Here is a 23,608-nt window from a genome sequence, read left to right as displayed (position 1 = left end):
TGACAACTTCAAGGTTAAAAATGTTGCATGCGAAAGTATTTTATTTTTATAACCATTGTATATAGTGTCTCAAATTTTCGCTTAAAGTACTATACATAGAGAGAAAAACCGGTATTAGTCAAATCTATGTTCAGACTTGTATAAATCTTCCTTACTCAGGGATTTAAAATAATCAAGTGTGTATTTAAGACCTTCTGCTCTTTGCACTTTGGGTGTCCAGCCAAGTAGTTTGTTTGCTAAAGAAATATCAGGTCTGCGTTGTTTTGGGTCGTTTTCGGGAAGCGGTTTATATATGATTTTATTTTTCGAACCGGTCAAAGCTAATATTTCTTGTGCAAAATCATTGATGGTAATTTCGTCAGGGTTGCCAATATTGACAGGGTTTGCATAATCGCTTAAAAGGAGCCTGTAGATACCCTCGACCAAGTCGCTCACATAGCAGAAAGAGCGTGTTTGGCTTCCGTCACCAAATGCGGTCAAATCTTCACCTCGCAAGGCTTGTCCAATAAAAGCAGGGAGTACTCTGCCATCATTTAGCCTCATGCGAGGTCCGTAGGTGTTAAATATTCGCACAATACGGGTTTCAAGTCCGTGATAGGTGTGATATGCCATTGTGATGGCTTCTTGAAAACGTTTGGCTTCATCATAAACTCCGCGAGGTCCCACAGGATTTACATTGCCAAAATAATCTTCGGTTTGGGGATGAACCATGGGGTCGCCATATACCTCAGAAGTAGAAGCAATCAATAATCGCGAACCCTTTGATTTTGCTAATCCCAATAGATTATGAGTTCCCAATGACCCCACTTTTAATGTTTGAATGGGGATTTTTAAATAATCTATAGGGCTGGCAGGTGATGCAAAATGGAGGATATAATCCAATCTGCCGGGAACATATACAAACTTGGAAACATCATGGTGGTAAAATTCAAAGTGCTCCAGTTTAAATAAGTGCTCAATATTGCGTAAGTCTCCTGTAATCAGATTGTCCATGCCGATTACATGATACCCTTCGGTAATAAATCTATCGCAAAGGTGAGAGCCGAGAAATCCTGCTGCACCCGTGATTAAAACTCTTTTTTGTTCAGTCATTTTGAAGGTTGATTTTGTGAAATTACATCGCGTCTGCCAATTGAGTAATAGTTGAATCCGAGTTCTTCCATTTTGTCAATGTCAAAAACATTTCTGCCATCAAATACAATCGGGTTTTTCAAAGATGATTTGATGCGGTCAAAGTCAGGATTTCTGAATTCTGACCATTCTGTGGCTATTACTAATACGTCAGCATTTTGGATAGCTTCATACATGTTGTGCGCGAATGTGATATTATTTCCAACAATTCTTTTTACATTTTCCATTGCTTCGGGGTCGTATGCAGTAACGCTTGCATTGAGTTTCAGAAAGCGGTCAATCAAAACCAGAGCGGGAGCTTCTCTGATGTCGTCAGTATTGGGTTTAAATGCAAGTCCCCATAATGCAATTTTTTTTCCCGACCAATCTTTGCCAAATATCTGCTCCATTTTGGGCAGAATTACTTCTTTCTGATCTTCATTTACTTCCTCTACTGCATTCAGAATTTTGAACTCATAATGCACGTCTTTGGCTGATTTAATTAATGCCTTCACATCTTTTGGGAAACAACTTCCTCCATATCCGATACCGGGAAATAGGAATCGCTTGCCAATTCTGCTATCGGTTCCAATACCAATTCTAACCATATCTACATCTGCACCCAGCAAATCGCACAAGCGAGAGATTTCATTCATAAAAGAAATTTTTGTTGCCAAAAACGAGTTGGCGGCATATTTGGTTAATTCAGCAGATTTTTCATCCATATAAATAACCGGATTTCCCTGACGGACAAAGGGGGCATACAAATTACCCATGATTTTTTTAGCCCTCTCACTGCTTGTTCCTATTACTACTCTATCGGGCTTCATGAAATCGTCCACTGCTACACCCTCGCGCAAAAATTCGGGATTGCTCACAACATCAAAATCAACACTTGCATTTTTAGCTATCGCGGAAGTTACTTTATCGGCAGTACCTACCGGAACTGTACTTTTGTCCACAATTACTTTGTAGTTTTTTATGATTTTGCCAAGTTGCTCAGCAACTCCCAAAACATAAGACAAGTCGGCAGAGCCGTCTTCGCCCGGAGGGGTAGGTAGAGCCAGAAATATGACTTCTGCTTTTTCTATGGCTGATGCTAAATCCGTAGTGAATGAAAGTCTGTTCTCTTTCAGATTTCGTTGAAACAAAATTTCTAAACCGGGTTCATAAATGGTGATTTTACCATTGCGTAAACTTTCCACTTTCCTTTCGTCTATATCAACACAGATAACATTGTTGCCTGATTCAGCAAAACATGTTCCTGATACCAGCCCAACATAACCTGTGCCTACTACTGCTATTTCCATTTATGATTTTTATTTGAGGATGCAAAAGTAACTTTGGATGAATGATTATGCAAATAGGGCAGAAAATTACTTAGATATGAGGGGGATGTTTATGTATATTGCTTAGTCGTGGTTGGTGACAACACCAACCACGGCTGAAATGGCGTGTATCCATATTTTATTGAATGAATGTGGCATATCCTGTTTTTATTTACAAACCGTTAAAACGGTTTTTCATGGGATTCCGTGTTTTTATAGCCTACGGTTTAAACCGTGGGCTATGGATGTGCGCGAATGTATTTACAATGGTTTTAACCATTTTTTTCTGATTGTTTTCATGTTTAATTCAAACCGTTGAAATGGTTTTGTGTTATTCCTCGTATTTTCATAGCTCACGAATTAATTAGTGGGCTATGAAATGTATTCAATATTTCATCAATGGATTTATCCATTTTCAACAATTTTTATTTCTTCTTCCGTCAACTCGTAAAGCTGGTAAACTAATTGGTCTATTTTGTTTTCTAAGTCCGTTGTGTCGGTTGATGGATTTTGTTTTTTTATAGCTAAAATTTGGTTTACTAAAATCTCAATTTCTTTTTCTTGTTCAGATGAAGTAATTTTTATTGGCAACAATTCAATTTTGTATTTCTTCCATCTGTTTGTTCCCATTCCTGTTGTTGTTCCAATTAGGTTGAAATACCACTCTGAAACTTTTGAATTTAATATAGCCAAAAGAAATTTCAGTTTTTCACCTGTCATCAAGAAAGTAGTTGCTTCCGCAAAATACTTTTCATCGTCAAAAGCAAATTTTGGTTTATCAGAAATTTCTCCCCATATTATTTTATCTTTTTCAAAATCTTCTAAATAGGCACAGTTTCTAAGATTTGACCAATGATCTCCCATATCTGAACGATTTTCAACTTTAGGAGAAAAACTTTTTAAGTGTTCGTATATTGTTGGGTATTCGGTTTCGGTTTCAATCCTTTTTAAGCCAATTGATTTTATTCCATTATGTGAATTTATCAAGTAAATATTTTCAAAGGTGTAACTGTATTTTTTTAAATCTCTGCCACGTATTATTGGTTTAATTATTTCAGCATTTTTTTCATCTGTCTTTATTAATTCGCTCTTTTTGTTTTCATCTATTATGAATGCTTCATTATAACCTGTTTTTAGTCCAAAGTTTATTCGAATATTAAAATCTTTCAATAGTCTTGCACCATTTTTGATTTTACTTTTTAAAGTTCCAACTGACTGATTCCCGATAAACCATTCAGATGTTGAAGGTGGAATAAATTCAAAACTGTATTTATGTAAATATTCATTTAAAGAATCACCTAGAATATAGTCTTTTGATAAATTGACTACTTGAAACGGATTTGAATTGACAGATTTTTGCAGGGTAATAATATTTGATTCAACGGTAGCTTCTTCAAATATTTGAACATCTTCAATATTTATTAATGCAATTGGCTGTAATTTTTCAATGAAATATTTTTTGAGAAGCTCTCCATAAATTGCCCTTAACCAAGAATTAGAAGTAATGTAAATTAAAAAACCAAATGGCTTTAAAATATTGCCGCCTAATTCCTAGAATAAGCAATAGATGTCTGCACCTTTCGAATACGTTTCATAATTTGCTTTTGAAAAATACTCTGATTGTTCTTTTACTTTGGATAATGAAAAATAAGGCGGATTTCCAATAACCACGTCAAAACCCACAAAATCGCCATCATCATTCAGCACTTCGGGAAATTCAAAACGCCATTCAAAAGCGTTTTCAAAAATCTTGTTGGCTTTTATTTCTTCAATTTCGGTTTCAAGTTTTTTGGTTTCTTCGGTTAGTTGTTGCACTTTTTTGTTCCAAGCTGCTTTTTCCTTTTTACTCATTTCAAAAAGTTGCCCTTGGTTGGTCATTTGATACAAGTCGCCTGAAAGTTTTTGTAGCTTCTTTACTTTGGGGTCGTTCATAGAAATTTCACTTCTGAAATTCGATTTAATGTCGGCAATCAACCGTTCCATTTCTCTTTTCTGCACCTTGCTTTCAGCGTTTCGGTAGGTATCAACGGCTATTCGGTAGCTGTCAATTGTCCACTTACTTTTTTTCAAGGCTTGTTTCAGGTCTGCATCAATGGCAAAACGGCTCACCAAAGAGTTTCCGCATTTGATGTTGATGTCAATGTTAGGAAGTGTTTGCAACTCCTTAAGCTCCCCTCCTTTGTAAGGAGGGGTGCCCGAAGGGCGGGGTGGTTCTTGTTTTATCCAACCCTGGGTGTCCGCAGGACGGGGTGGTTGTTTCCCAAAATAACCCCAAACCTCATTCAGCAACCCCTCCGGATTATCCCACACCCATTTGTTTTCAAACCTTAGTACCCTTATACCATAAGCTTCTAAAAACAAATCTCTTTCTCTATCGTATTCAGCCTGACTTGCTTCAAAATGTCCTTGTCCATCTAATTCTATAGCCAAGCGTTCTTCTGGGCAATAAAAATCAAGAATATAATTGGCAAAGCTGTGTTGGCGTCTGAATTTTCTTCCGCCCATTTGTTTGCCTTTAAGCAATGTCCAAAGTTTGGCTTCTGCGGGGGTAAGGTTGTTTCGGAGTTCTTTGCGGAAGGTTTTTAAATATGGTAGGTTATTTAATTGTTCTTGACCCCTCCGTCCTTCGGACACCTCCCCTATAAAAGGGGAGGAGCTTTTTAGGGAGGAGCTTATGTAATACGCATTTTTCAAAAGTTCAATCCACAAACGCAAACGGCAAATTTTTACGGAGTTGGAATTGATGTCCACACCGAAAAGGCAATTTTCAATTATGGTTTGCTTTTCGTGGAAAAGTGTTTCTTGTATTCGTTGGCTTTCCTTATTGCTTGGGTTGTATTCAAAAAGTTCGCCTTCTTCGTCTGTTACAATCAATTCATCATTTACCACTTCTACCTGATATTCTTTCAAGCGTTTTCCGTCACGGTCTTGTAGGATTTTCAAGTCGTTTTTGATGGCAATAATTTCATTGAGTGCCGAAACCAAAAAGTGCCCAGAGCCGACAGCAGGGTCGCAAATTTTGATGCTGTTTACAATGTTGTTGGCTTCTTTTCGGTCTTCAATTTTGTCGTAAAGTTCTTCAAGTGTTGTACAGTCCCATTTTTTGGTTTCGTTGAATTTCTGCACAACTGCTTTACGAATGGTTTCACGGCACATATACATTGTGATGAAACCCGGAGTGAAAAAAGAACCGTCTTTGTAGCCGTTTATTTTCTCGAAAATCAATCCGAGAACCGAAGCATTTATAAGCGTTTTATTGTCTTCCTGTATTTCTTCACCGCCTTCGGCTCCAAAGTCGTAAGCATCTAAAAACTCAAACAAGTATTGAAGCGTGGAAATATTGCCAGTCCGTTTTTTGCCTTGTTGGTCTTTCAGCACGGTTTGCGAAAAAATCGGAATGGTTTTATCGTCTTTTAGGTTGCTGATAAACAAAGTAACCTGTTCAATGTCGCTTGGCTCGAAAAGCGAAGAATTGAGATAAGGCACTTTTTCAAACGCCTTTTTTACATCTTCGTTTCGCTCGTCATATTTGCGTGCCAATACCTGAAAAAACAAGCTGTTCAGGTCGTCATAGTTTTTGATATTGTCAAGATTGAGAAACGAAAAAGATTTGTCGCCTTTGTGATAAGTGATGAGTTGTGCTTCCAACAACTTCAAAAATAAAATTCGATTTATCCAAGTAATCGAAAGTTCAAGGGCAACATTAAAAAGTCTTTCCTGTTGTGTGCTGCCGAATTGGCTTGGCTTTTCCAATCGGCTTAATTTATCTAAACTGTCAAGCTGAATGATGGCATCTTCAAGGATTGTTCCTGTGTGCCGTTCACCTGCTTTGTTTCGGTCAATCAGCTTTTTGCTTCCTTCTTTGGTTTCAGTTAAACCGATAATGTGCAACAACTCGCTGTAAAAGCGTTTGTCAAGACTGTTGCTGTCGTTGGTAAATGGTAGTTTTAAAAGATGCTCAGGCGACAGCAATTTGAATAAAGCAATCAGCGAATTGTCGTCTGTTTTGTCTGTATTTCGTAAGGGTTTTTGAAAGTCCTGAATGTTGAAGTAGGTAAATTCAATTTCAGAAGTAATACTGTCAATAAACGGCTCGGCAATTTGTTTGTAGAAAAAATCAGTTTTGGTGTCTGCCAAGCGTCCGCCTTCAAAATCATTGAATTGCTTTACAAGATTTTTGTTTTGAGCAAAAAGTCTGTCGAACAGGGTAGCGTCATAAATGAACCATTCGTTGATGTTGGTCGCCACCAAATGTTTTACTTCAAGGTTTTTATGTGTAATTCTCTCACGTAAATAATACAAAACCAATTCCTGAAACGCTTTTGCATTCAGTTTATTTGTTGTAATCATCTCGGCTTTGTTGGTCGGCTTTTTAGCTTCAATGATTACGCCAACTGTAGAGTTTGCATTTTGTCCGTTATGAATAACAAGGTCGTTTCGACCTTTGGTATTTATAAAATGGTTTGGGTCGTAATAGGTTTTCTTTAGAAAGTCAATGACAAGGTTTTTATGAAACTCTTCGCTTTCTGTATCATTAGTTCTGTCGAGTAAAGTAATGAGATTGGTCTTGAAACCTTCAATTTCAGTCCTGTTAGGTTTTACTTTTAAAAAGGCTTTGTTCAGTGCCTTTCTTGGTTTCAATTCTTTTAATTCCATTTGCAATTTTATATTCTTTTTTCAGTCGATTAAGATAAGTTTTTCGGTTGCAACGGTGTTAGAGTGTTGACTCGTGTGTCTGGAAAAACCAAATGTGCCATTTTGTGGGTGGGCTTTTTTGTCGTCTGTCTGTACGTTAATTTTTGCACTGTCGTCTGTTCTTTAGGGTTGCAGCTAACTAATTTAGACCCTTCACTTTATCTCGCCAATTCAATCAATAATAGCAGACTTTGTCTCATAAATGTTAGGATTTATTTCATGGACAAAAATAATGGATTTATAAATACAAGGTTGTCTTATGTGTATTGTCCCCAAAAGTTACACTTCGGTTTGTACTCAGCTATATTCCAAACACTCCAAATGTAAACCTACTCCCCAACTTTTTTTGGAAGATACTATCGTGAAAGTTTTGTAATAATGCTTGTTTTAGATTTTGGATATTAGATGGTTTTTTACGGTGGGGTTTGTGGTTGGTGATAACACCAACCACGACCACAAAAAATTGTCAGGCTGAGTTTCCTGCATCAGCAAGAAGTATCGAAGACGGCAATTTTGGAGAAGTACTCCTCAGCCGTAGTTAGTGTTGTCGCCAACCACTGCCCAAATGGCGTGTATCCATATTTAATTGAATGTGGCATAATTGATTGTTTTAATTATTTCATTTTCATCATAGCCCTTGGGCTATGGATGTGCACGAATATATTTACAATGGTTTTAACCATTTTCTGCTGATTTTTATGAGTGGTTGGTGTTGTCGCCAATTACGGCTGAAATTACGTGGATATGAGACGAATATTTTTTTAGAAATATTTGTCCTTAAAAAGTGCTTGTTTATGGAATTTATTTATTTTTGCGCATTAAAAATCCAACCTAATTGAATAATTGAAAATGCAGCTTGATATTCAAATTTTACTGAAATACGCAGAATATCGTATTGTGAAGCTGCGCTCTATTATTCACTTTTGTAACCAATAAACACCCCCCAATTATAATATTATGAAAAAGAAATTATTACTGCTGGTTTTTGCATTTATGTCATTTGCAACAGCACTCAAAGCTCAGGTAACTTTCACATGCTATTATCGCGAGTACTGTGATTGGAACTCCTACACCGAAAAATTTGTTAACTGTAAAGGCTATGATGAAGCATCCATGTTTGTGATGAACGAAAAAGAAACAATGTTCACGCACACCATCGAAAACATGAAATCTACCTACTATGTGGATAGCAAGGAATATGATTCCAAAAATGATGTGTACACCTATGAAGTAACAAGTGATGTTGGGAATAAATATTATTATGTTTTTGATCCTAAGAATAAAGAAATCAGGGCATTGTATGTGAAAGACGGAGAAACGGTGATGATTCGTTTCTATGTAAAAGCCATGTTCTGAAAACATCATTTATTGATATTAGAAAAGACCGTACTGCAATGCATCCGGTCTTTTTTTTGGCTAAAAAAATACAAATAACTATTATTCATGTTTGAATAAAATAGCCCCGTAGTTCATAAGTACTTATATTGTTTAAATATAGTGTTTCCGATACGCATTTTGTTTTTCTTTGCAATACAATCAATGTCGGTTGAAACCCTTGTCAATACTTGTAATTCATAGTAAAACAGTAAGCAATAGGCTGCGCTATATTGCTATACAACTCTTTGAGCAATGGCATCAAATTGCCATAAAATTTGTTGAGGATGTCCATGTCGCACCGCATGAGTACAGTATATTCAATTCGCAAGGCGTGTTGCTGTGTAGCAGTCAAAGCAACATCCTTTTTGCTGACAGCATGTACGAAGATTTTGTTTTTGACTGGGATAAGATTTTGGCAAATGATTTTAATTCGGACTGGCTGGGAGCTTCATTTTTTTTGTTAAGCAGAATGGAAGAGTATGAGGGCGAGAAAGATGTGCATGGACGTTTTTCTTATAAAAAGAGTATTGCATTCCAACAAGGATTTTTAAATGAACCCATAGTGGAGCGGCTTGTTCATTACTTTGTGATGAAAAATTTACCCCAAAAAACGACATATATACACAAAGCTCATATTGTGCCGACCCTTGATATTGACATGACACATGCAATATTGGGGCGAAGTGTAATCCGGCAGTGCGGAGCTATTTTGAAGGATTTTGTTAAAGCAAAACTTTCAGAAAGGCTGCAAGTGTTGCGTGGCAAGGTAAAAGACCCCTATGATACTTTTGATTATCAACTTGCGGTGATGAAAAGTACAAAGCTGACTGCACAATACTTTTTTCAGGTAGGCGCTTACGGCAAATACGACAAAAATATTTCTCCAAAACATCCGCTTTTTAAAAAAGTTATTGCCAAACTTCATAAGCATAACATAGGACTTCACCCATCCTATAAAAGCATGATAAGACCGGCTTTGTTTTCGAGAGAAAAGAAGACTTTAGAGCAACTTTGCGAACGACAAGTGCAGGCTTCACGACAGCATTTTTTGAGATTTTGTTTGCCTGAAACATACAGTGAATTAATAAAAATCGGAATAAAGGAAGAACACAGCATGGGTTATGCTGAAACAATAGGATTCCGAGCAAGTACAAGCCGTGCATTTTATTGGTATGATTTGAAAAATAATTGTCCGACTGAGCTGTTGATTCAACCTTTTGTAGTGATGGATGTTGCGCTCGCATTCTATCAAGGTCTTGCTCCGGAAAAAGCAATATCTGCAATTCAAGAATTAAAGCAAAAGATAGCTGAAATGAATGGTACTTTTGCTTTCTGCTTTCACAACGAATCCCTGAGCGAAAGGAATCAATGGAAGGGCTGGCGAGCTGTCTTTGAAGAAGCCTGTAAGTCATGAAAATACGCTATGTTAAATACCGCAAAATTGACCGTGTAAAATGGGATGCACTTATTAGAAGTAGTCCTCAAGCGTTGTTTTATGGATTAAGCGTTGTGTATGACACCATGTGCAAACGATGGGATGCATTGGTGTTGGGCGATTATGAAGCAATAATGCCCTTGCCATATAAAAAGAAATTCAATGTGTTGCCTTATATCTATCAGCCTTATTTTGTGCAACAAAGCGGGATTTTTGCAAATGGCGAGGTGAGCAAAGAAATGTTGGAGAAATTTATTTCCAAAATCCCAAAGAAATTTGTCAGAGTAAACACTCATCTGAACTATCAGAATGATTTGAGAGGTACTACTAAGGACTGGATTTTGACTCCGCGTAGGAGTTTTGAGATTGATTTAAGCCAAGATTACGAAACGATTCGTGCAGGATATAACAAAGATTGTATCAAAAATCTCAAAAAGCTTGATGTGCCGGAGATTGTCGTCAAATCTGAGATTGCAGATGAGCAGGTAATTGAAGTTTATAAACAGGCTTACGGCAAACTGAATGAAAAAATATCTGAGAATAAGTATAAACGATTTGCGCTCTTGGTCAGTCTGCTTGAAAAACAAGGGAAAGTAGTAAAAGCAGCCGTTTATCACAACCAAACCTTGCTTGCCTGTGGCATTTTTGTCAAAGCCTTTGGGCGGATTCATTATTGTCTGGGCGCACCTACCGAACAGGGTAGAGAATGGAGTGCCACTCACTTGTTGATAGATTCTGTTATCCGTAAATTCAGCGGACAAGCATTGTTTTTTGATTTCGAAGGCTCAGAAATCCCTATGGTTGCAGCCTTCTACAAGAAATTTGGACCTAAGGAAAACCGTTTCTTTATGTTGGAAAAAGGGGTGGTGTAGTGCCGAGTTGTCTTGACAGGGTGCCAATATTTTTGTTGTAAACTTGTTTTATGTTATGGATTAACTTTGCATAGTATTAACAATATTTGTAAATAAAATGTATACAAAAAAAGTCATCTTTCTACTTGCTGTTTTGTTCGGATACAGCGCACACAGTCAGCATTATGTGGCTGTTGATTTGGGTTTCCAAAACATTAAAACAAATAGCATTGAATCGGATTTCTATGAAGACGGCAATATCTATTTTAATGAAGACCATACGCCCTGCGAATTAGGCTTGTCCTATCTGCGTGCACACAGTAGGTTTCAATGGCAGGCAGGGCTGCATTTTCGTCATTTTGTAGGTGTGGTGATAAACAGCAATTTCAACCCCGTAATGTTGCCAAACACTCGTTTTGTCAGAAATGGGTATGCCTTCTTCAGTTAGCTCTTCCTGTAAGTGCAAATTATGCCATTGTTAAAAATTCATTCATTGAAATCAGACCTTTTGCAGGGCTTAGTCTGAACAGATACATGGTAGCCCAAGGAGAATCAAGATACTTAATTACCCCAAGCAGGGAGGATGATTTAGCTGCTCCCGATGTTGTTTATGCAATAAAAAAATTTTATACAAAGGGAGGTATTCTCAGCGGAGAGTCAGGAATACAGGTTTTTGGGGTGTATGGAATTCATTTTGATTTTCTTATAGGCAAAGACAGCGAAAGCAAGTTTAGAGTTTCATTGATGAGTGCCAAAGGTCTGACAGACGGGACAAAATATGATTTATACTACGAAAATCAAGGAGGAGAAGTTGTCGCAGGGGTGCAACAAGGCAGGCATTGGCACAGAATGCATTATGCCACGTTGCAATTCAGTTATCTGCATCCAATCAATTTGAATAAAAAATCCTCCGGTACCAAATTGTAAAGTGAGGTGTCTATTGGTGCAAGGCGTTTCATTACTCGTCTAATGCAGTGCCATTGCTGTTAATTTTGTTGCAATCAGTTGGGTGCATCGTGCAATTCTACTTCCAAAATACCGTATTTCTCAGCTATAACAACCGCTTTTAGATGAGCTGGGATAGCGGTCAACAGCGTGGGCTGTAACAAAAACACTTTGTCGCCTTTCTGGAACTCAAAGGGCTTTTTTAAAGTAACATTTTGACTTTTTTCGCGTTTGAGTTTTTCTATATAAAAAAGTTGGTTGGCATAGTAAGGAAAGCCGGTAGCCCAGCAATATCCGTTAAAATCACGATGTTGCTTAATGCCTTCATTTATCATTAAGCCAAAATGGCTTGACTCAATACAGTATTCGCAGGTTTCTAATGGTTTATTTACAATTTGTCTAAGTGCGAGTCCGCAAAAGAATAGTAAACATATAAAAATTACCTTGAGCGAAGTTTTGTTTTGAGCAGGAAAGCGATGAGATGTAAAATGCCTGGAAATGCCGATATAGAGTACTCCCAATAGGATAGATAACAACGGAAAAGCAGGAACTATATACCATGCGAGCTTTGTTTTTGCAATACTGATAAAAAATATCCATACACCTGTAAATAGCCAAAAGAAAGAAATAGGTTTTGTATAAATCTTGTTTAAACGCAATTTCACAAACCAATAAACACTTGCTGCAATAACAATCAAAGACAAAGGCATTGCTTGTGCTGAAGTCAAGCCTTGCAGATAATAATACCAAGGACCTCTATTGCCTTCTACAACGTTGCCAAATCTGCCCCAAAGCTCATTGACATATACAACTGCCAAATAGCCCGGTTCTTTGAAATCACGATAAAGATAATATGACAGAACAATCAGTGTGGTAGTTAAAAATAATGACTGAAAAGAGTGTAAGCGTAACGTTGAAATAAGCTGTCTATGATATAACAAATAAATAATTACCGCAGGCAGAAACATCAAGCCGGCAATACCCTTTGAAAAAATAGTCAGCAATATTCCAATGAAGAATAACAGCAGGAAAAATTGATTTTTTGTCTTGATATAACGATAAAAAGAAATAATAAAGAATGTTGAAAACAAACAAAGAAAACTTTCAAAATCCCCTGTTCTGGCTGCATGGTATCCGTTGAACCCTTGTGTGGTTAGCAGGCTCAATACCGCAACAAAGCCACCCGCTATGCTTTTAAATTCTGAAATAAAAAAACTGAAAATCAATATGCAAAGAAGTAGTGCTGCCAATGCTGACGGCAATCTAAGGGCAAATTCGTTGATGCCAAATATTTTAAAAGATAATGCTTGGGTAGCAACAAGAAATGAAGGTTTAGTATTCCATAAATCTGTTTCACCTTCAAATGTGGTAATCAATGGGTTTTGATTGTCTAACATCTCAAGGGCGTTGATAGCTTGTCGGCTTTCGTCCCAACATGCCAAGGGGCTTGTGCCTAAGTTGTAAAACAAGGCGAAAACTGCAATTGAAACAATTGCCAAATACGCAGCAAGTATAGGAATCGAAATCCTCACTTTGTTTTCAGCAAAAATAAGCAGAATTGTGTATATAATCAGTAAGAGACTTCATTCATCATTTCTTAAAATACATACCTTTGCAATCCTTAGAAAAGAAAATATATGTCAGACAATAATATAAAGCAAGACTCATTAAACTACCATTCTGAAGGTCGTCCGGGTAAAATTGAGGTTATACCCACCAAGCCTACTGCGACAAAGAGAGATTTGAGCTTAGCTTACTCTCCCGGTGTAGCCGAACCTTGTTTGAAAATTGCTGAGAATAAAGAAGATGTATATAAATACACTGCCAAGGGGAATCTTGTAGCTGTTATTTCCAACGGGACGGCTGTTTTAGGATTAGGCGATATAGGTCCCGAAGCATCAAAGCCGGTAATGGAAGGTAAGGGCTTGTTGTTTAAAATATTTGCAGATATAGATGTATTTGATATTGAGTTAAACGCCAAGTCCGTTGAAGAATTTGTAGCTTGTGTCAAAGCTATGGAACCCACTTTTGGCGGAATAAATCTGGAGGATATCAAATCGCCTGAATGTTTTGAAATTGAAAAACGCCTGCGCCAAGAACTGAATATTCCTATCATGCACGATGATCAGCACGGTACTGCAATCATATCAGGTGCCGGCTTGCTCAATGCACTTAAAATAGTGAATAAAGATATTTCCAAGGTTAAAATGGTTGTAAATGGAGCGGGTGCATCCGCCATCTCATGTTCAAAATTATTTATTTCTCTTGGTGTCAGCAAAGAAAATCTGATTATGCTTGACAGTAAAGGTGTTATCAGAAAAGACCGCAGCGTCTTGGACGAGAACAAAATATTTTTTGCTACCGACCATGATGTACATCATTTGGCAGATGCACTTGTGGGTGCGGATGTTTTTGTGGGTTTATCCAAAGGAAATATTATGACTCCGGAGATGGTGCTCAGCATGGCTTCTAACCCTATTGTTTTTGCTTTAGCCAACCCGGACCCCGAGATTGATTATGAACTTGCTATTCAAACCCGTCCCGATTTGGTCATGGCAACCGGAAGAAGCGATTATCCCAATCAGGTGAATAATGTACTTGGTTTTCCATTCATTTTTAGAGGAGCGCTTGATGTTAGAGCAACTGAAATCAATGAAGAGATGAAGTTGGCTGCCGTTCGGGCATTGGCAGCACTCGCACTCGAGCCTGTGCCTGAATCTGTTAGCGTTGCTTATAAACAGCCTAATATTTCCTTTGGCAAAAATTATATCATCCCCAAACCACTTGACCCGCGTTTGATAGAAGTGGTTGCGCCTGCGGTTGCACAAGCGGCTATGGACAGTGGTGTAGCCAAGCAGCCCATCGCCAATATGGAGAAATATAAACAACAACTTAGAGACAGACTGGGTTTAGACAATAAATTTATCAGACGTGTGAATACAAGGGCACAACAGAGCCCTAAAACGGTTGTTTTTGTGGAAGCCGACAACCTCAAAGTTCTCAAAGCAGCTCAAATTAGCTTAGAAGAGGGAATTGCAAAACCCATTTTGTTGGGAGATAAAAAAAGGATTAATCGCTTGATGGAAGAGTATAATATTGATTTGAAAGACATCACCATGATTGATCCTTGGGAAGAGGAGGCAAAAAGGGAGGAGTTCGGCAATATGCTTTATGAAAAACGCAAGCGCAAAGGAATGACGCTCAGTGAAGCCAAAAAGATGATGAGAGACCGAAATTATTATGGGATGATGATGTTAGAAAAAGGCGAAGCAGATGCGGTTATTTCCGGTATGACCAAACACTATTCTAACACCATTCGCCCTGCGTTGCAAGTGATAGGGAAGGAAGAAGGATATTCCCAAGTTTCAGGTATGTATATCATGATGACTAAAAAAGGTCCGTATTTCTTTGCCGATACTACGGTGAATATCAATCCTAACTGGGAACAGTTGGTTGAAATTACCCGTCAGGTACATAAAAAAGTGAGTGATTTTGGTGTAGAGCCCAGAATTGCTATGTTGTCATATTCAAACTTTGGTTCATCAAAAGGAGAAATTCCGGGAAAATTGCAAAAGGCAGTTGAGTACTTGCATCAACATCATCCCGAAATTATTGTAGATGGCGAGATGCAGGCAACGTTTGCACTCAACAAAGATCTTTTATCCGAAAACTTCCCTTTCAGCAACCTTGTGGACAGCGAAGTCAATACTTTTATTTTCCCTGAACTTGCCTCCGGAAACATCGCATATAATTTTGCAAAAAGTTTTGGCAAAACAGAAACCATGGGACCTATCTTAATGGGACTTAAACGCTCGGTTCATATTCTACAATTAGCAAGCAGTGTGCGCGAAATTGTGAATATGGTGGCTGTGGCTGTACTGGATGCGCAAGCTAAGAGTGAGACAGGCAGAAGAGTAGGCGGATAGAGCCTTGTTTGAATTGTTCTTGCTACGTTTTGAATAGGTATTCTATGCCAAAACCAAATGAAGTACCCTTTCGGTTTTTTGTTCAAGGAGTACCTTTTTTTCTTGAGTCAGAAACTCCGGTATTATTTTGCCCACATGGTTGTATATGCTTATTAGGCGCAGATTGGGCGTATGTTTAATTTCAAAAGATTGTTCCAAATCGTGGATGATTTTACTGAGTTTGCGCTCATCACAATCCACTATTGTCTTAAAACTAATCGCTGAGTTTTGCATCACATTGACGCGAACTTTATGAACCGATAATATCCTAAATATCTCTTGCAAATTGTTTTCCGCTACGAATGAAAAATCACGTGTTTTAAGCGAAAGCAGACACTGGTTCTCCTTGAAAATAAAACAGATTTTGTCTGTCTTAAATTCTTTACCTTCTTTAACAACAGTTCCGGTTTCGTTGGGGTTGACAAATGATTTTACATACAAAGGAATACCTTTGCTTTTGAGCGGTTGAATGGTTTTTGGGTGAATCACACTTGCACCGTAATAAGCAAGCTCAATAGCTTGGTCAAAACTCAAGGAATCAATTTTCTCTGCGCTATTAACCTTTCTTGGGTCAGCATTCATCACCCCTGCAACATCTTTCCAGATGGTTACAGAACTTGCATTTAAGCACCATGCAAAAATGGCTGCACTGTAGTCAGAACCTTCTCTGCCAAGGGTCGTGGTTGCGTTGTTTCTGTCTTTGCCAATGAAACCTTGTGTGATGACCATGCTCTTTTCAGCAAAAGGCTTGAGTTTGGTTGAAATAATATGCTCTGTTTCAGACCAATTCACACCGGCTTCGCGGAAATTACTGTTAGTGAAAATAAAATTACGGGCATCTACCCACTTGTTTTTAATACCTTGTGCCAACAAATATGCGCTCACAATCTTGGTGGAAATAATTTCGCCATAGCTCACAATTTGGTCATACACAAAATCATAATCATCTTTTACTTCTTTCTCGGTCAGACATTCCAGTTCCAAGAAAATATTTTCCAGGTCATTGAAAATAGGATGATTATCGTCTGTTATCAGTTCTTTGCAAAGCTTGATATGAAAATCGGCAAATTCATTCATTTTGGCAGTCATTTCTGACTTTTTATAAACAAATGCATCCACTACATTTTCTAATAAATTGGTAGTTTTTGCCATTGCAGATATTACGACCAAAACCTTGTCAGAGGCATGGTTGTCAAGTATTGCTGCTACGTTTTTGACTGATTCGGCATCTTTAACCGATGCGCCCCCAAACTTGAATATTTTCATCTGTCTTTGTTCCAAATAGTATGATTATTTTTGAGCCGCAAAAATACACAGAAATAGATGAGAAATTCAGTAATCACATTAGGGCAATTTATCATTGACAGACAAGAAGAGGTACACGATGCTAAGGGTGCTTTTTCAGATATTTTCAGGGCATTGGAACTGGCTGCCAAGATTGTGAACCGGGATGTGCGCAAGGCAGGTTTGGTGGACATCTTGGGTAATCACGGTTCCACCAATGTACAGGGCGAAGAAGTGAAAAAATTAGATGTGATTGCCAATGAAGTTTTCAAAAATCATATAGAAAAAACCGGAGAAGTATGTGCCATCATTTCCGAAGAGGAAGATGATGTGTATTGGTGTACGGATGCAAAAGATGCAAGGTATATTCTCTGTATGGATCCACTTGACGGCTCGTCTAATATTGATGTCAATGCTTCCATTGGTACTATTTTCTCTCTGTATAGACGCCATGATGTGAGCAAAGCATGTTCGTTGGATGACATCTTGCGTCCGGGCAGAGAGATTGTAGCTGCAGGATATGTTATTTATGGTTCCAGTACTATGATGGTGTTTTCGTCAGGCAAAGGAGTAAACGGCTTTACATTGGATGATTCTATCCATGAATTTTGTCTTTCGCACCCCGATATTCAAATCCCCGCCAACGGCAAGATATTTTCTGTGAACGAAGGCAACCTCCACGATTTCTCCCCCGCCATCCAAGACTATATTTACACTTGCAAAGCCGAGAAACTCAGTGCCAGATACATTGGTTCGCTCATAGCTGATTTTCACCGCAATTTGCTCAAAGGCGGTATTTATATGTACCCGGCAACTGAAAAAGCCCCTAATGGCAAGTTGCGACTGCTCTATGAGTGTATTCCTATGGCATATCTGATTGAACATGCAGGCGGCAAGGGCACGGACGGCAAAAATCGGATATTGGACATTCAACCGGAAAAGTTGCACCAAAGAACACCTTTGTTTATTGGTTCTGCTAATATGGTGGACAAGATTATGAGTTAATTTTGAGGCTCATTGTATTTTGCAATACACCTGAAACCAAACGCGCCTTTATAATCCCCATAATTGAAACTGTTTTCTTTGTTCATAAGAACTTTATAAACTTGTCCAAATTGAATTATCTCGGGTAGGGCAGGGGAAGGTATGCTTATGCCTTTTATTTTGCCGATGGAAACCAAATGTACATACATAGCAGAGTCTAAGAGGTGATAGCTTACAGTTGTTCCGGCAAGTTTTTTTGTTTGCTTAACAATCTCAGTTCGCCATTGGCAGAATTTTTCTATTTGAGCTAAACTTAGCCCTACAACTGCTGAATCTTTGTGTGAATATGATTTAAAAACATTGCTGCCATAGCGTGCTGAAATGATATTGGTGTCGGGCAAGCAAAGCATGGCGGATGAATCTCCTTTGTGATTTAAAATATCATAATAATACTCACGCCAGCTACGAATTGTAATAGCATGTTTGTCCACGTAATATCCAACGGTTTTGACATACTGCGTTCCGAATGGAGTCTTTTCTTTTCTGGCACTCGGTGTGCTTGGGTTAATTCGGGAAAACCCAAGTAAAATTATTAAAATCGTCAATAGAAATTTGAACATTGATATAATCCTTTGTAATTAGTTTTTGAAACTGTAATTCTGTCAAATTGTAGAGTGTTTTTAACTCTGACTTCATTGTCTTCGACTGAATTTATTTTAGTTGATTTTAAACAAGTTCAAAATTAGAAAACCTTAATATATATATAACATTATGGATTGAATACATATATGTTTAGATTAAATCACAAAATTGCTTCATGGTGATTTTGAGATTTTTTGGCTGTATTTTTGCCATTCCTACCTTATGCGTCATTCGGCTGTCATTATTATCTGTTTGCTGTTGTGTGGGTTCTCTCTGCAACCACAACCCACAACCGAATTTGTTGAGGTCAGCAGAATCCATGCAAGCAATATCGTGCACTTCACCTGTGACAACATGGGAAATATCTACACAGCCAATACCAACGGAGATATTGTCAAATATAATAAAGACGGAAAGCAAGTTGCGGTGGCTAACCATAAATCACTTGGAAATATCCATTCTATAGATGCATCAAATCCTTTTGAAATTTATGTTTTTTATAAAGTCCAAAATAAGGTATTGTATTTTGATAATCAGTTATATACAATGGGTGTAACCAATTTGGAAGATGGAAGTTTCTTTCAGTTGAGTGCTACTGCCCGTAGTTATGATAACCAAATCTGGGCTTTTGATTTGGGAGATTTGAAATTGAAAAAAATAAAAAGAGATTTAGCTGTAGAGCTTAGCAGCGGTAATGTAAGAGAGTTTGTTGCCGGCAATGGATTTGCGCCATTTTATATTGCTGATGTGAATCATTCGGTATATTTGTTTGATAGTACATTGGGTTTATTTGAGTTTGACAATTTTGGCAACTATTTGAGAAAAATTACACTCAGCAATGCCAAGCAATTCTTTGTGATGTCGGGTAATTTATACTTTCTCAAAGATAATGCTGTGTATCAATTAAATAAAGAGTTTTTAACAGAAAGGTTGATACCGGTTCAAAACATACCCGAACAGATTGATGCATTTTCTCTTTCGCCTGAAAGATTAGTGCTGCAAAGCGGAAATGCACTAATTTTGTACGCCCCTAAAAACAAGAATTAAACCATGCTGGAGAAGTTAGAGGCGTTAGAAGCACGCTTTAAAGACCTTGAAATATTATTGTCAAGTCCCGAAGTGATTGCCGATATGCGTAAATTTACACAACTCAATAAGGAGTATAGCGACTTACGCGAGGTAGTGGATGTGATTATGCAGTATAAAACCTACTTTAATAACCGAGAACAAGCCCGTGAAATTCTCTCCAATGAGAAGGATGTTGACCTGAAAGCACTTGCCAAAGAAGAGTTGGATGAAGCTGAAGAAAAGTTGCCGGAGTTGGAAGAAATGCTTCGTATCATGATGTTACCAAAAGACCCTCAGGATGAACGCAATGCAATTATCGAAATTAGAGCGGGGGCGGGCGGAGATGAAGCTGCAATCTTTGCAGGTGAGCTTGGTAGAATGTATATCAGATATTGCGAAGGAAAAGGATGGAAAACAGAAATCCTTGAGTCCAATGAAAGTGAAGCAGGAGGATATAGCAAGTTTGTTCTTTCTGTGGAAGGCAAAGATGTGTACGGAACACTCAAGTTTGAATCCGGGGTGCACAGGGTACAGCGCGTGCCTGTAACCGAGTCTCAGGGAAGGGTGCATACTTCTGCCGTTTCAGTAGCTGTTCTACCCGAAGCGGATGAGGTGGAAATTGAAATCAAAGATGCTGATTTAAAGTTTGAAACAGCCCGAAGCGGTGGTGCCGGAGGACAGAATGTAAATAAAGTGGAAACCAAAGTGCATTTGACTCATATCCCCTCAGGGATAGTAATTACTTGTCAGGTGGAGCGTACTCAACTTGGAAATAAAATGTTGGCAATGAAAATGTTGCGTGCAAAACTCTATGAAGATGCTGTGCGCAAGCAGGAGGACGAAATTGCTTCTAAACGCAAAACAATGGTTTCAACCGGAGATAGAAGTGCTAAAATCAGAACCTACAATTTCCCGCAAAGCCGTATGACTGACCATAGAATCGGTTTGACATTGTATAACCTTGCGGATGTGATGAACGGTCATATTGAAGATATTATCAATAAACTTCAACTTGCCGAAAACACGGAAAGAATGAAAAATCAAGAATTAGTGCACTAAACTATGTTGCAGCAATGATTATTTAGACTTCAACGTAATCATTGTGATTTCCGGGTCAATGCCCAATCTGCCCGGATATCCGAGATAGCCAAATCCGCGGTTTACATAGAGATACTGTCCGTTTTGCTTGTATAATCCGGCCCATTCGGGGTACATGTATTTTATTGGGCTCCATTTAAACCTGTGCGTTTCTATCCCAAACTGGAATCCGTGAGTATGTCCTGAAAGTGTGAGTTTAATGTTTTGAGAGGTCTGAAGAACTTGCGCTCGCCAATGGCTGGGGTCGTGTGTGAGTAAAATTTGAAATGGTAGGTTTTTGGATTCGGCAAGCGCTTTGTCCAAATTGCCGTATTTGGGAAAATTGGGTTTAGCACTCCAATTTTCCACCCCAACAATTTCAATACTTGCTCCATTCTTTTGTATCTCAACTGTTTGGTTATTTAGCAACTGCCAGCCCATTTCGGATTGGGTTTGTTTTAATCTATCAAGGTTCGCAACTTTTTCTTCAATCGAACTCCAATGAACGTAATCACCGTAATCGTGATTGCCAAGTATGGAAAACACGCCCATGGGGGCTGAAATACTGCCAAATAGTTCTTTCCATTGTTCCATTTCATCCGCATAACTGTTAACAAGGTCGCCTGTAAAAAGGATTAAATCTGCATTGAGTTCCTTAATCATTGCCACTCCTCTTTCTACAGCGCTTCTACTCCAAAAACTGCCTGCATGAATATCAGATATTTGTACTATGCGAATACCATCAAAGGATTTGGGTAGCTCTTCAAATTGTAAATTTATTTTTCTGACCCTATAATTATGTGCGCCTTTTACAATTCCATAAGTAAGACCTATAAACGGCAAAGAGCCTAAGCCAATACCGGTCAGAGAGATAAATTTTCTGCGGCTGTGCAAAATATGCTCTGCGTCTTTGTGTGCAAATAAGCCAACGAGCCATTCAAATATTCTGTAAATATCTTCAATCAATAAAGGAATAGCTAAAATAATCTGAGCAAACATAAGTCCGAACCCCAATGCCTGCAATACGCCAAAGATTGGGCTGCCTCCGTGTCCGGCATGGATAAAAGGTTTGCATATAACTAATACTACAAAGAATAAACATACAGCCCAATATGAATAGAACAAGGTGGTTCTGGCTCTTGCCGACCAATCTCTCGCAATTGTCCTTAAACCTTGCCAGGCATACAAGTCAAGCAGGAAAAGCACAACTCCTAATAACCCAAAAAATAATACTGCATTAAACTTTGACACTATACTTTGAAACACTTATTTATTTGTTAATTTTTGAAACTCCTTGTCATACGCCATGATAGCGAGTTGAATTCTACTTGTAATTCCTTCTTCTTGATTGATTACCTGCTGATATCCCTCTTCTCCAAAACACAGTCTGGCTATACTTGCTTTGATATACTTTTTAATTAGGTTTTCACCCACAGGTGTAATACGCAGATTCTTGTATTTAGGTTTGGACTCCAGATATCGCTTTAAATTATGCCAGATGCTCGGGGAGATTTCATAAGAACGAGCAAACTGTAAGGCGGAATGATATTTATTGTTGACATTGAAAACCTCATTGCGCAAATGGTCTAAAATGTAGATATCGAGTATGCCAGAATTGAACAATCCAGGTAAAAAAATCTCAAATTTTTCTGATTCGTTCAAGGTGTCCGTTAGTGTAAAGTCAGGACTAATGCCACCTCCGGCACCGAGTGGTCTGGAGAGTTTGGTGCTAAAATATTTTTTTTCGCTTGTGTCCAAATCAATTTGTTCGTTTCTGCGATAAATTTCTTGACGATATGCCTCCACATCTTTTGTATATGGTTTCTGAATGCTACGCCCGGAAGGGGTATAGTATCTTGCAACCGTCAGTCGTAAGGAAGAGCCATCAGGTAAGCGATAAGGCTCTTGCACCAAACCCTTGCCAAATGTTCGGCTACCTATGATAAATGCGCGGTCGTTGTCTTGCAATGCACCTGTGAGGATTTCGCTGGCAGAAGCAGTACTCCGATTTGTGATAACAAGCAGTCTCCCTTTTTTGAAGCTTCCCGTTCCGCTGGCTTTGTACACTTCTTTATTCCGTTTGCGCCCTTGTGTGTAGGTAATCAAATCTCCTTTGTCCAAGAATTCATTGGCAATCTTGATTGCCTCGCGCAATAATCCGCCCCCATTGTTGCGCAGGTCGATTACCAAGTTTGTCATACCCGCTTTTTGCAAAGCATTCAATGCATCTTTAAATTCATTGTATGTATTGGCACTGAAAGATTTTATTTTGATGATACCCGTGTATTTGTCAATCAGATAATAAGTTTCTACGCTCTTGAGGGGGACAGACCCACGTCTGATTTGGGTTTCAATGATTTTTTTATTTCTTTTTCTAAAAATTGTTATTTTGACAATGGAGTTAGGTTCTCCAGAAATAGCTTCGATGATTTTGTTGTCCTTGGCATTGTCTCCGGTCAGTTTTTGTCCGTCTGCTTCGATTATTCTGTCGCCTTCGCTCAAGCCCGCAATATATGCAGGCCCTCGGGTATAGACTTTAACTATTACTGCAGTATCTTGATAAATAATATAATCAACCCCAATCCCTTGATAGTTTCCTTTGACTTTCCTTTCTGTATATTCCACTAAGGCTGCAGGAACAAAAGTGGTATGGGGGTCGAGTTGTGAGAGCATACCTTTGATTGCATCTTCTTCTAATTCTTGTGGATAGGGTTGGTCAACATAGTCGTTTTGAACAATATCAAGTATTTGGTAAATACGACTTTTGGTAGGTGGCTTCAGAAAAAAACCGAATATTATTCCAATTATTACTAACAAGGAATAAATAGTCGGTTGTAAGAAAGACTT

The 23,608-nt window shown here is 38.3% G+C and carries 18 protein-coding genes; 9 read left to right on the top strand and 9 right to left on the bottom strand.

Annotated elements, in window-relative coordinates; all coding sequences use genetic code 11:
* Positions 1-114: 114 nt before the first annotated feature.
* The 4 genes from M9892_06235 to M9892_06220 all read right to left on the bottom strand — a co-directional run bounded on the left by M9892_06235 (position 115) and on the right by M9892_06220 (position 7,094).
* Entirely contained in the window at positions 115-1,092 is a 978-nt protein-coding gene (locus tag M9892_06235) for an SDR family oxidoreductase (protein ID MCO5253941.1), read from the bottom strand.
* A complete protein-coding gene (locus M9892_06230; GenBank protein ID MCO5253940.1) occupies positions 1,089-2,420 on the bottom strand; it encodes a UDP-glucose/GDP-mannose dehydrogenase family protein in 1,332 nt (443 codons plus the stop codon). Before M9892_06230 ends, M9892_06235 begins: the two co-directional genes overlap by 4 nt.
* A 423-nt stretch (positions 2,421-2,843) precedes the next feature.
* Entirely contained in the window at positions 2,844-3,608 is a 765-nt protein-coding gene (locus M9892_06225) for a class I SAM-dependent DNA methyltransferase (protein ID MCO5253939.1), read from the bottom strand.
* A gap of 381 nt (positions 3,609-3,989) precedes the next feature.
* A complete protein-coding gene (locus M9892_06220; GenBank protein MCO5253938.1) occupies positions 3,990-7,094 on the bottom strand; it encodes a DUF559 domain-containing protein in 3,105 nt (1,034 codons plus the stop codon).
* A gap of 996 nt (positions 7,095-8,090) precedes the next feature.
* Between M9892_06220 and M9892_06215 the strand changes: the two genes are divergently transcribed.
* The 5 genes from M9892_06215 (at position 8,091) to M9892_06195 (ending at position 11,723) form a co-directional block, all read left to right on the top strand.
* Entirely contained in the window at positions 8,091-8,489 is a 399-nt protein-coding gene (locus M9892_06215) for a hypothetical protein (GenBank protein MCO5253937.1), read from the top strand.
* Positions 8,490-8,688: 199 nt separating this feature from the next.
* Entirely contained in the window at positions 8,689-9,924 is a 1,236-nt protein-coding gene (locus M9892_06210; protein MCO5253936.1) for a polysaccharide deacetylase family protein, read from the top strand.
* Positions 9,921-10,817, top strand: coding sequence for a hypothetical protein (locus tag M9892_06205; GenBank protein ID MCO5253935.1), 897 nt, complete (start codon positions 9,921-9,923; stop codon positions 10,815-10,817). Before M9892_06210 ends, M9892_06205 begins: the two co-directional genes overlap by 4 nt.
* Before the next feature lie 97 nt (positions 10,818-10,914).
* Positions 10,915-11,244 (top strand): hypothetical protein, encoded by a 330-nt coding sequence (locus M9892_06200; GenBank protein ID MCO5253934.1) that lies wholly within the window; start codon positions 10,915-10,917, stop codon positions 11,242-11,244.
* A gap of 86 nt (positions 11,245-11,330) precedes the next feature.
* Positions 11,331-11,723 (top strand): hypothetical protein, encoded by a 393-nt coding sequence (locus M9892_06195; protein ID MCO5253933.1) that lies wholly within the window; start codon positions 11,331-11,333, stop codon positions 11,721-11,723.
* Positions 11,724-11,797: 74 nt separating this feature from the next.
* Here M9892_06195 and M9892_06190 read toward each other — a convergent pair whose 3' ends face one another.
* Positions 11,798-13,240, bottom strand: a complete 1,443-nt coding sequence (locus M9892_06190; protein MCO5253932.1) for a glycosyltransferase family 39 protein — start codon at positions 13,238-13,240, stop codon at positions 11,798-11,800.
* 138 nt (positions 13,241-13,378) lie between these two features.
* Between M9892_06190 and M9892_06185 the strand changes: the two genes are divergently transcribed.
* Entirely contained in the window at positions 13,379-15,667 is a 2,289-nt protein-coding gene (locus M9892_06185; GenBank protein ID MCO5253931.1) for an NADP-dependent malic enzyme, read from the top strand.
* A 42-nt stretch (positions 15,668-15,709) separates the two neighbouring features.
* Here M9892_06185 and M9892_06180 read toward each other — a convergent pair whose 3' ends face one another.
* Positions 15,710-16,972: an aspartate kinase gene (locus tag M9892_06180; GenBank protein ID MCO5253930.1), complete on the bottom strand. Its 1,263-nt coding sequence runs from the start codon at positions 16,970-16,972 to the stop codon at positions 15,710-15,712.
* A 57-nt stretch (positions 16,973-17,029) separates the two neighbouring features.
* Between M9892_06180 and fbp the strand changes: the two genes are divergently transcribed.
* Positions 17,030-17,995: a class 1 fructose-bisphosphatase gene (gene fbp, locus M9892_06175; protein ID MCO5253929.1), complete on the top strand. Its 966-nt coding sequence runs from the start codon at positions 17,030-17,032 to the stop codon at positions 17,993-17,995.
* On the opposite strand, the gene M9892_06170 is transcribed toward fbp, so the two are convergent.
* Positions 17,992-18,594, bottom strand: coding sequence for a hypothetical protein (locus M9892_06170; GenBank protein MCO5253928.1), 603 nt, complete (start codon positions 18,592-18,594; stop codon positions 17,992-17,994). The genes fbp and M9892_06170 overlap by 4 nt on opposite strands.
* A 244-nt stretch (positions 18,595-18,838) precedes the next feature.
* Between M9892_06170 and M9892_06165 the strand changes: the two genes are divergently transcribed.
* Together M9892_06165 and prfA are read left to right on the top strand one after the other, a co-directional pair.
* Positions 18,839-19,663 carry a hypothetical protein gene (locus M9892_06165; GenBank protein ID MCO5253927.1) on the top strand — a complete coding sequence of 275 codons (825 nt, stop codon included), beginning with the start codon at positions 18,839-18,841 and terminating at the stop codon, positions 19,661-19,663.
* A 3-nt stretch (positions 19,664-19,666) separates the two neighbouring features.
* Complete coding sequence (gene prfA, locus M9892_06160; GenBank protein ID MCO5253926.1) at positions 19,667-20,743, top strand: peptide chain release factor 1; 1,077 nt, start codon at positions 19,667-19,669, stop codon at positions 20,741-20,743.
* A gap of 18 nt (positions 20,744-20,761) precedes the next feature.
* Here the strand turns inward: prfA and M9892_06155 are convergent, their stop codons facing one another.
* Positions 20,762-22,027: a metallophosphoesterase gene (locus M9892_06155; protein ID MCO5253925.1), complete on the bottom strand. Its 1,266-nt coding sequence runs from the start codon at positions 22,025-22,027 to the stop codon at positions 20,762-20,764.
* A complete protein-coding gene (locus M9892_06150; protein ID MCO5253924.1) occupies positions 22,028-23,578 on the bottom strand; it encodes a S41 family peptidase in 1,551 nt (516 codons plus the stop codon).
* Positions 23,579-23,608: the final 30 nt, after the last annotated feature.

It is taken from the genome of Bacteroidota bacterium (assembly GCA_023957335.1).
Taxonomy (GTDB): Bacteria; Bacteroidota; Bacteroidia; order NS11-12g; family UBA955; genus JALOAG01.
This window is presented reverse-complemented; position numbering and strand designations above follow the sequence as displayed.

What these genes read in the sequence shown, in the direction of transcription:
- M9892_06235 (MCO5253941.1), bottom strand. Translation starts at nt 1,092, where the DNA reads ATGACTGAACAAAAAAGAGTTTTAATCACGGGTGCAGCAGGATTTCTC.
- M9892_06180 (MCO5253930.1), bottom strand. Translation starts at nt 16,972, where the DNA reads ATGAAAATATTCAAGTTTGGGGGCGCATCGGTTAAAGATGCCGAATCA.
- prfA (MCO5253926.1), top strand. Translation starts at nt 19,667, where the DNA reads ATGCTGGAGAAGTTAGAGGCGTTAGAAGCACGCTTTAAAGACCTTGAA.
- M9892_06195 (MCO5253933.1), top strand. Translation starts at nt 11,331, where the DNA reads ATGGTAGCCCAAGGAGAATCAAGATACTTAATTACCCCAAGCAGGGAG.
- M9892_06215 (MCO5253937.1), top strand. Translation starts at nt 8,091, where the DNA reads ATGAAAAAGAAATTATTACTGCTGGTTTTTGCATTTATGTCATTTGCA.
- M9892_06230 (MCO5253940.1), bottom strand. Translation starts at nt 2,420, where the DNA reads ATGGAAATAGCAGTAGTAGGCACAGGTTATGTTGGGCTGGTATCAGGA.
- M9892_06165 (MCO5253927.1), top strand. Translation starts at nt 18,839, where the DNA reads ATGCGTCATTCGGCTGTCATTATTATCTGTTTGCTGTTGTGTGGGTTC.
- M9892_06220 (MCO5253938.1), bottom strand. Translation starts at nt 7,094, where the DNA reads ATGGAATTAAAAGAATTGAAACCAAGAAAGGCACTGAACAAAGCCTTT.
- M9892_06185 (MCO5253931.1), top strand. Translation starts at nt 13,379, where the DNA reads ATGTCAGACAATAATATAAAGCAAGACTCATTAAACTACCATTCTGAA.
- M9892_06205 (MCO5253935.1), top strand. Translation starts at nt 9,921, where the DNA reads ATGAAAATACGCTATGTTAAATACCGCAAAATTGACCGTGTAAAATGG.
- M9892_06170 (MCO5253928.1), bottom strand. Translation starts at nt 18,594, where the DNA reads ATGTTCAAATTTCTATTGACGATTTTAATAATTTTACTTGGGTTTTCC.
- fbp (MCO5253929.1), top strand. Translation starts at nt 17,030, where the DNA reads ATGAGAAATTCAGTAATCACATTAGGGCAATTTATCATTGACAGACAA.
- M9892_06200 (MCO5253934.1), top strand. Translation starts at nt 10,915, where the DNA reads ATGTATACAAAAAAAGTCATCTTTCTACTTGCTGTTTTGTTCGGATAC.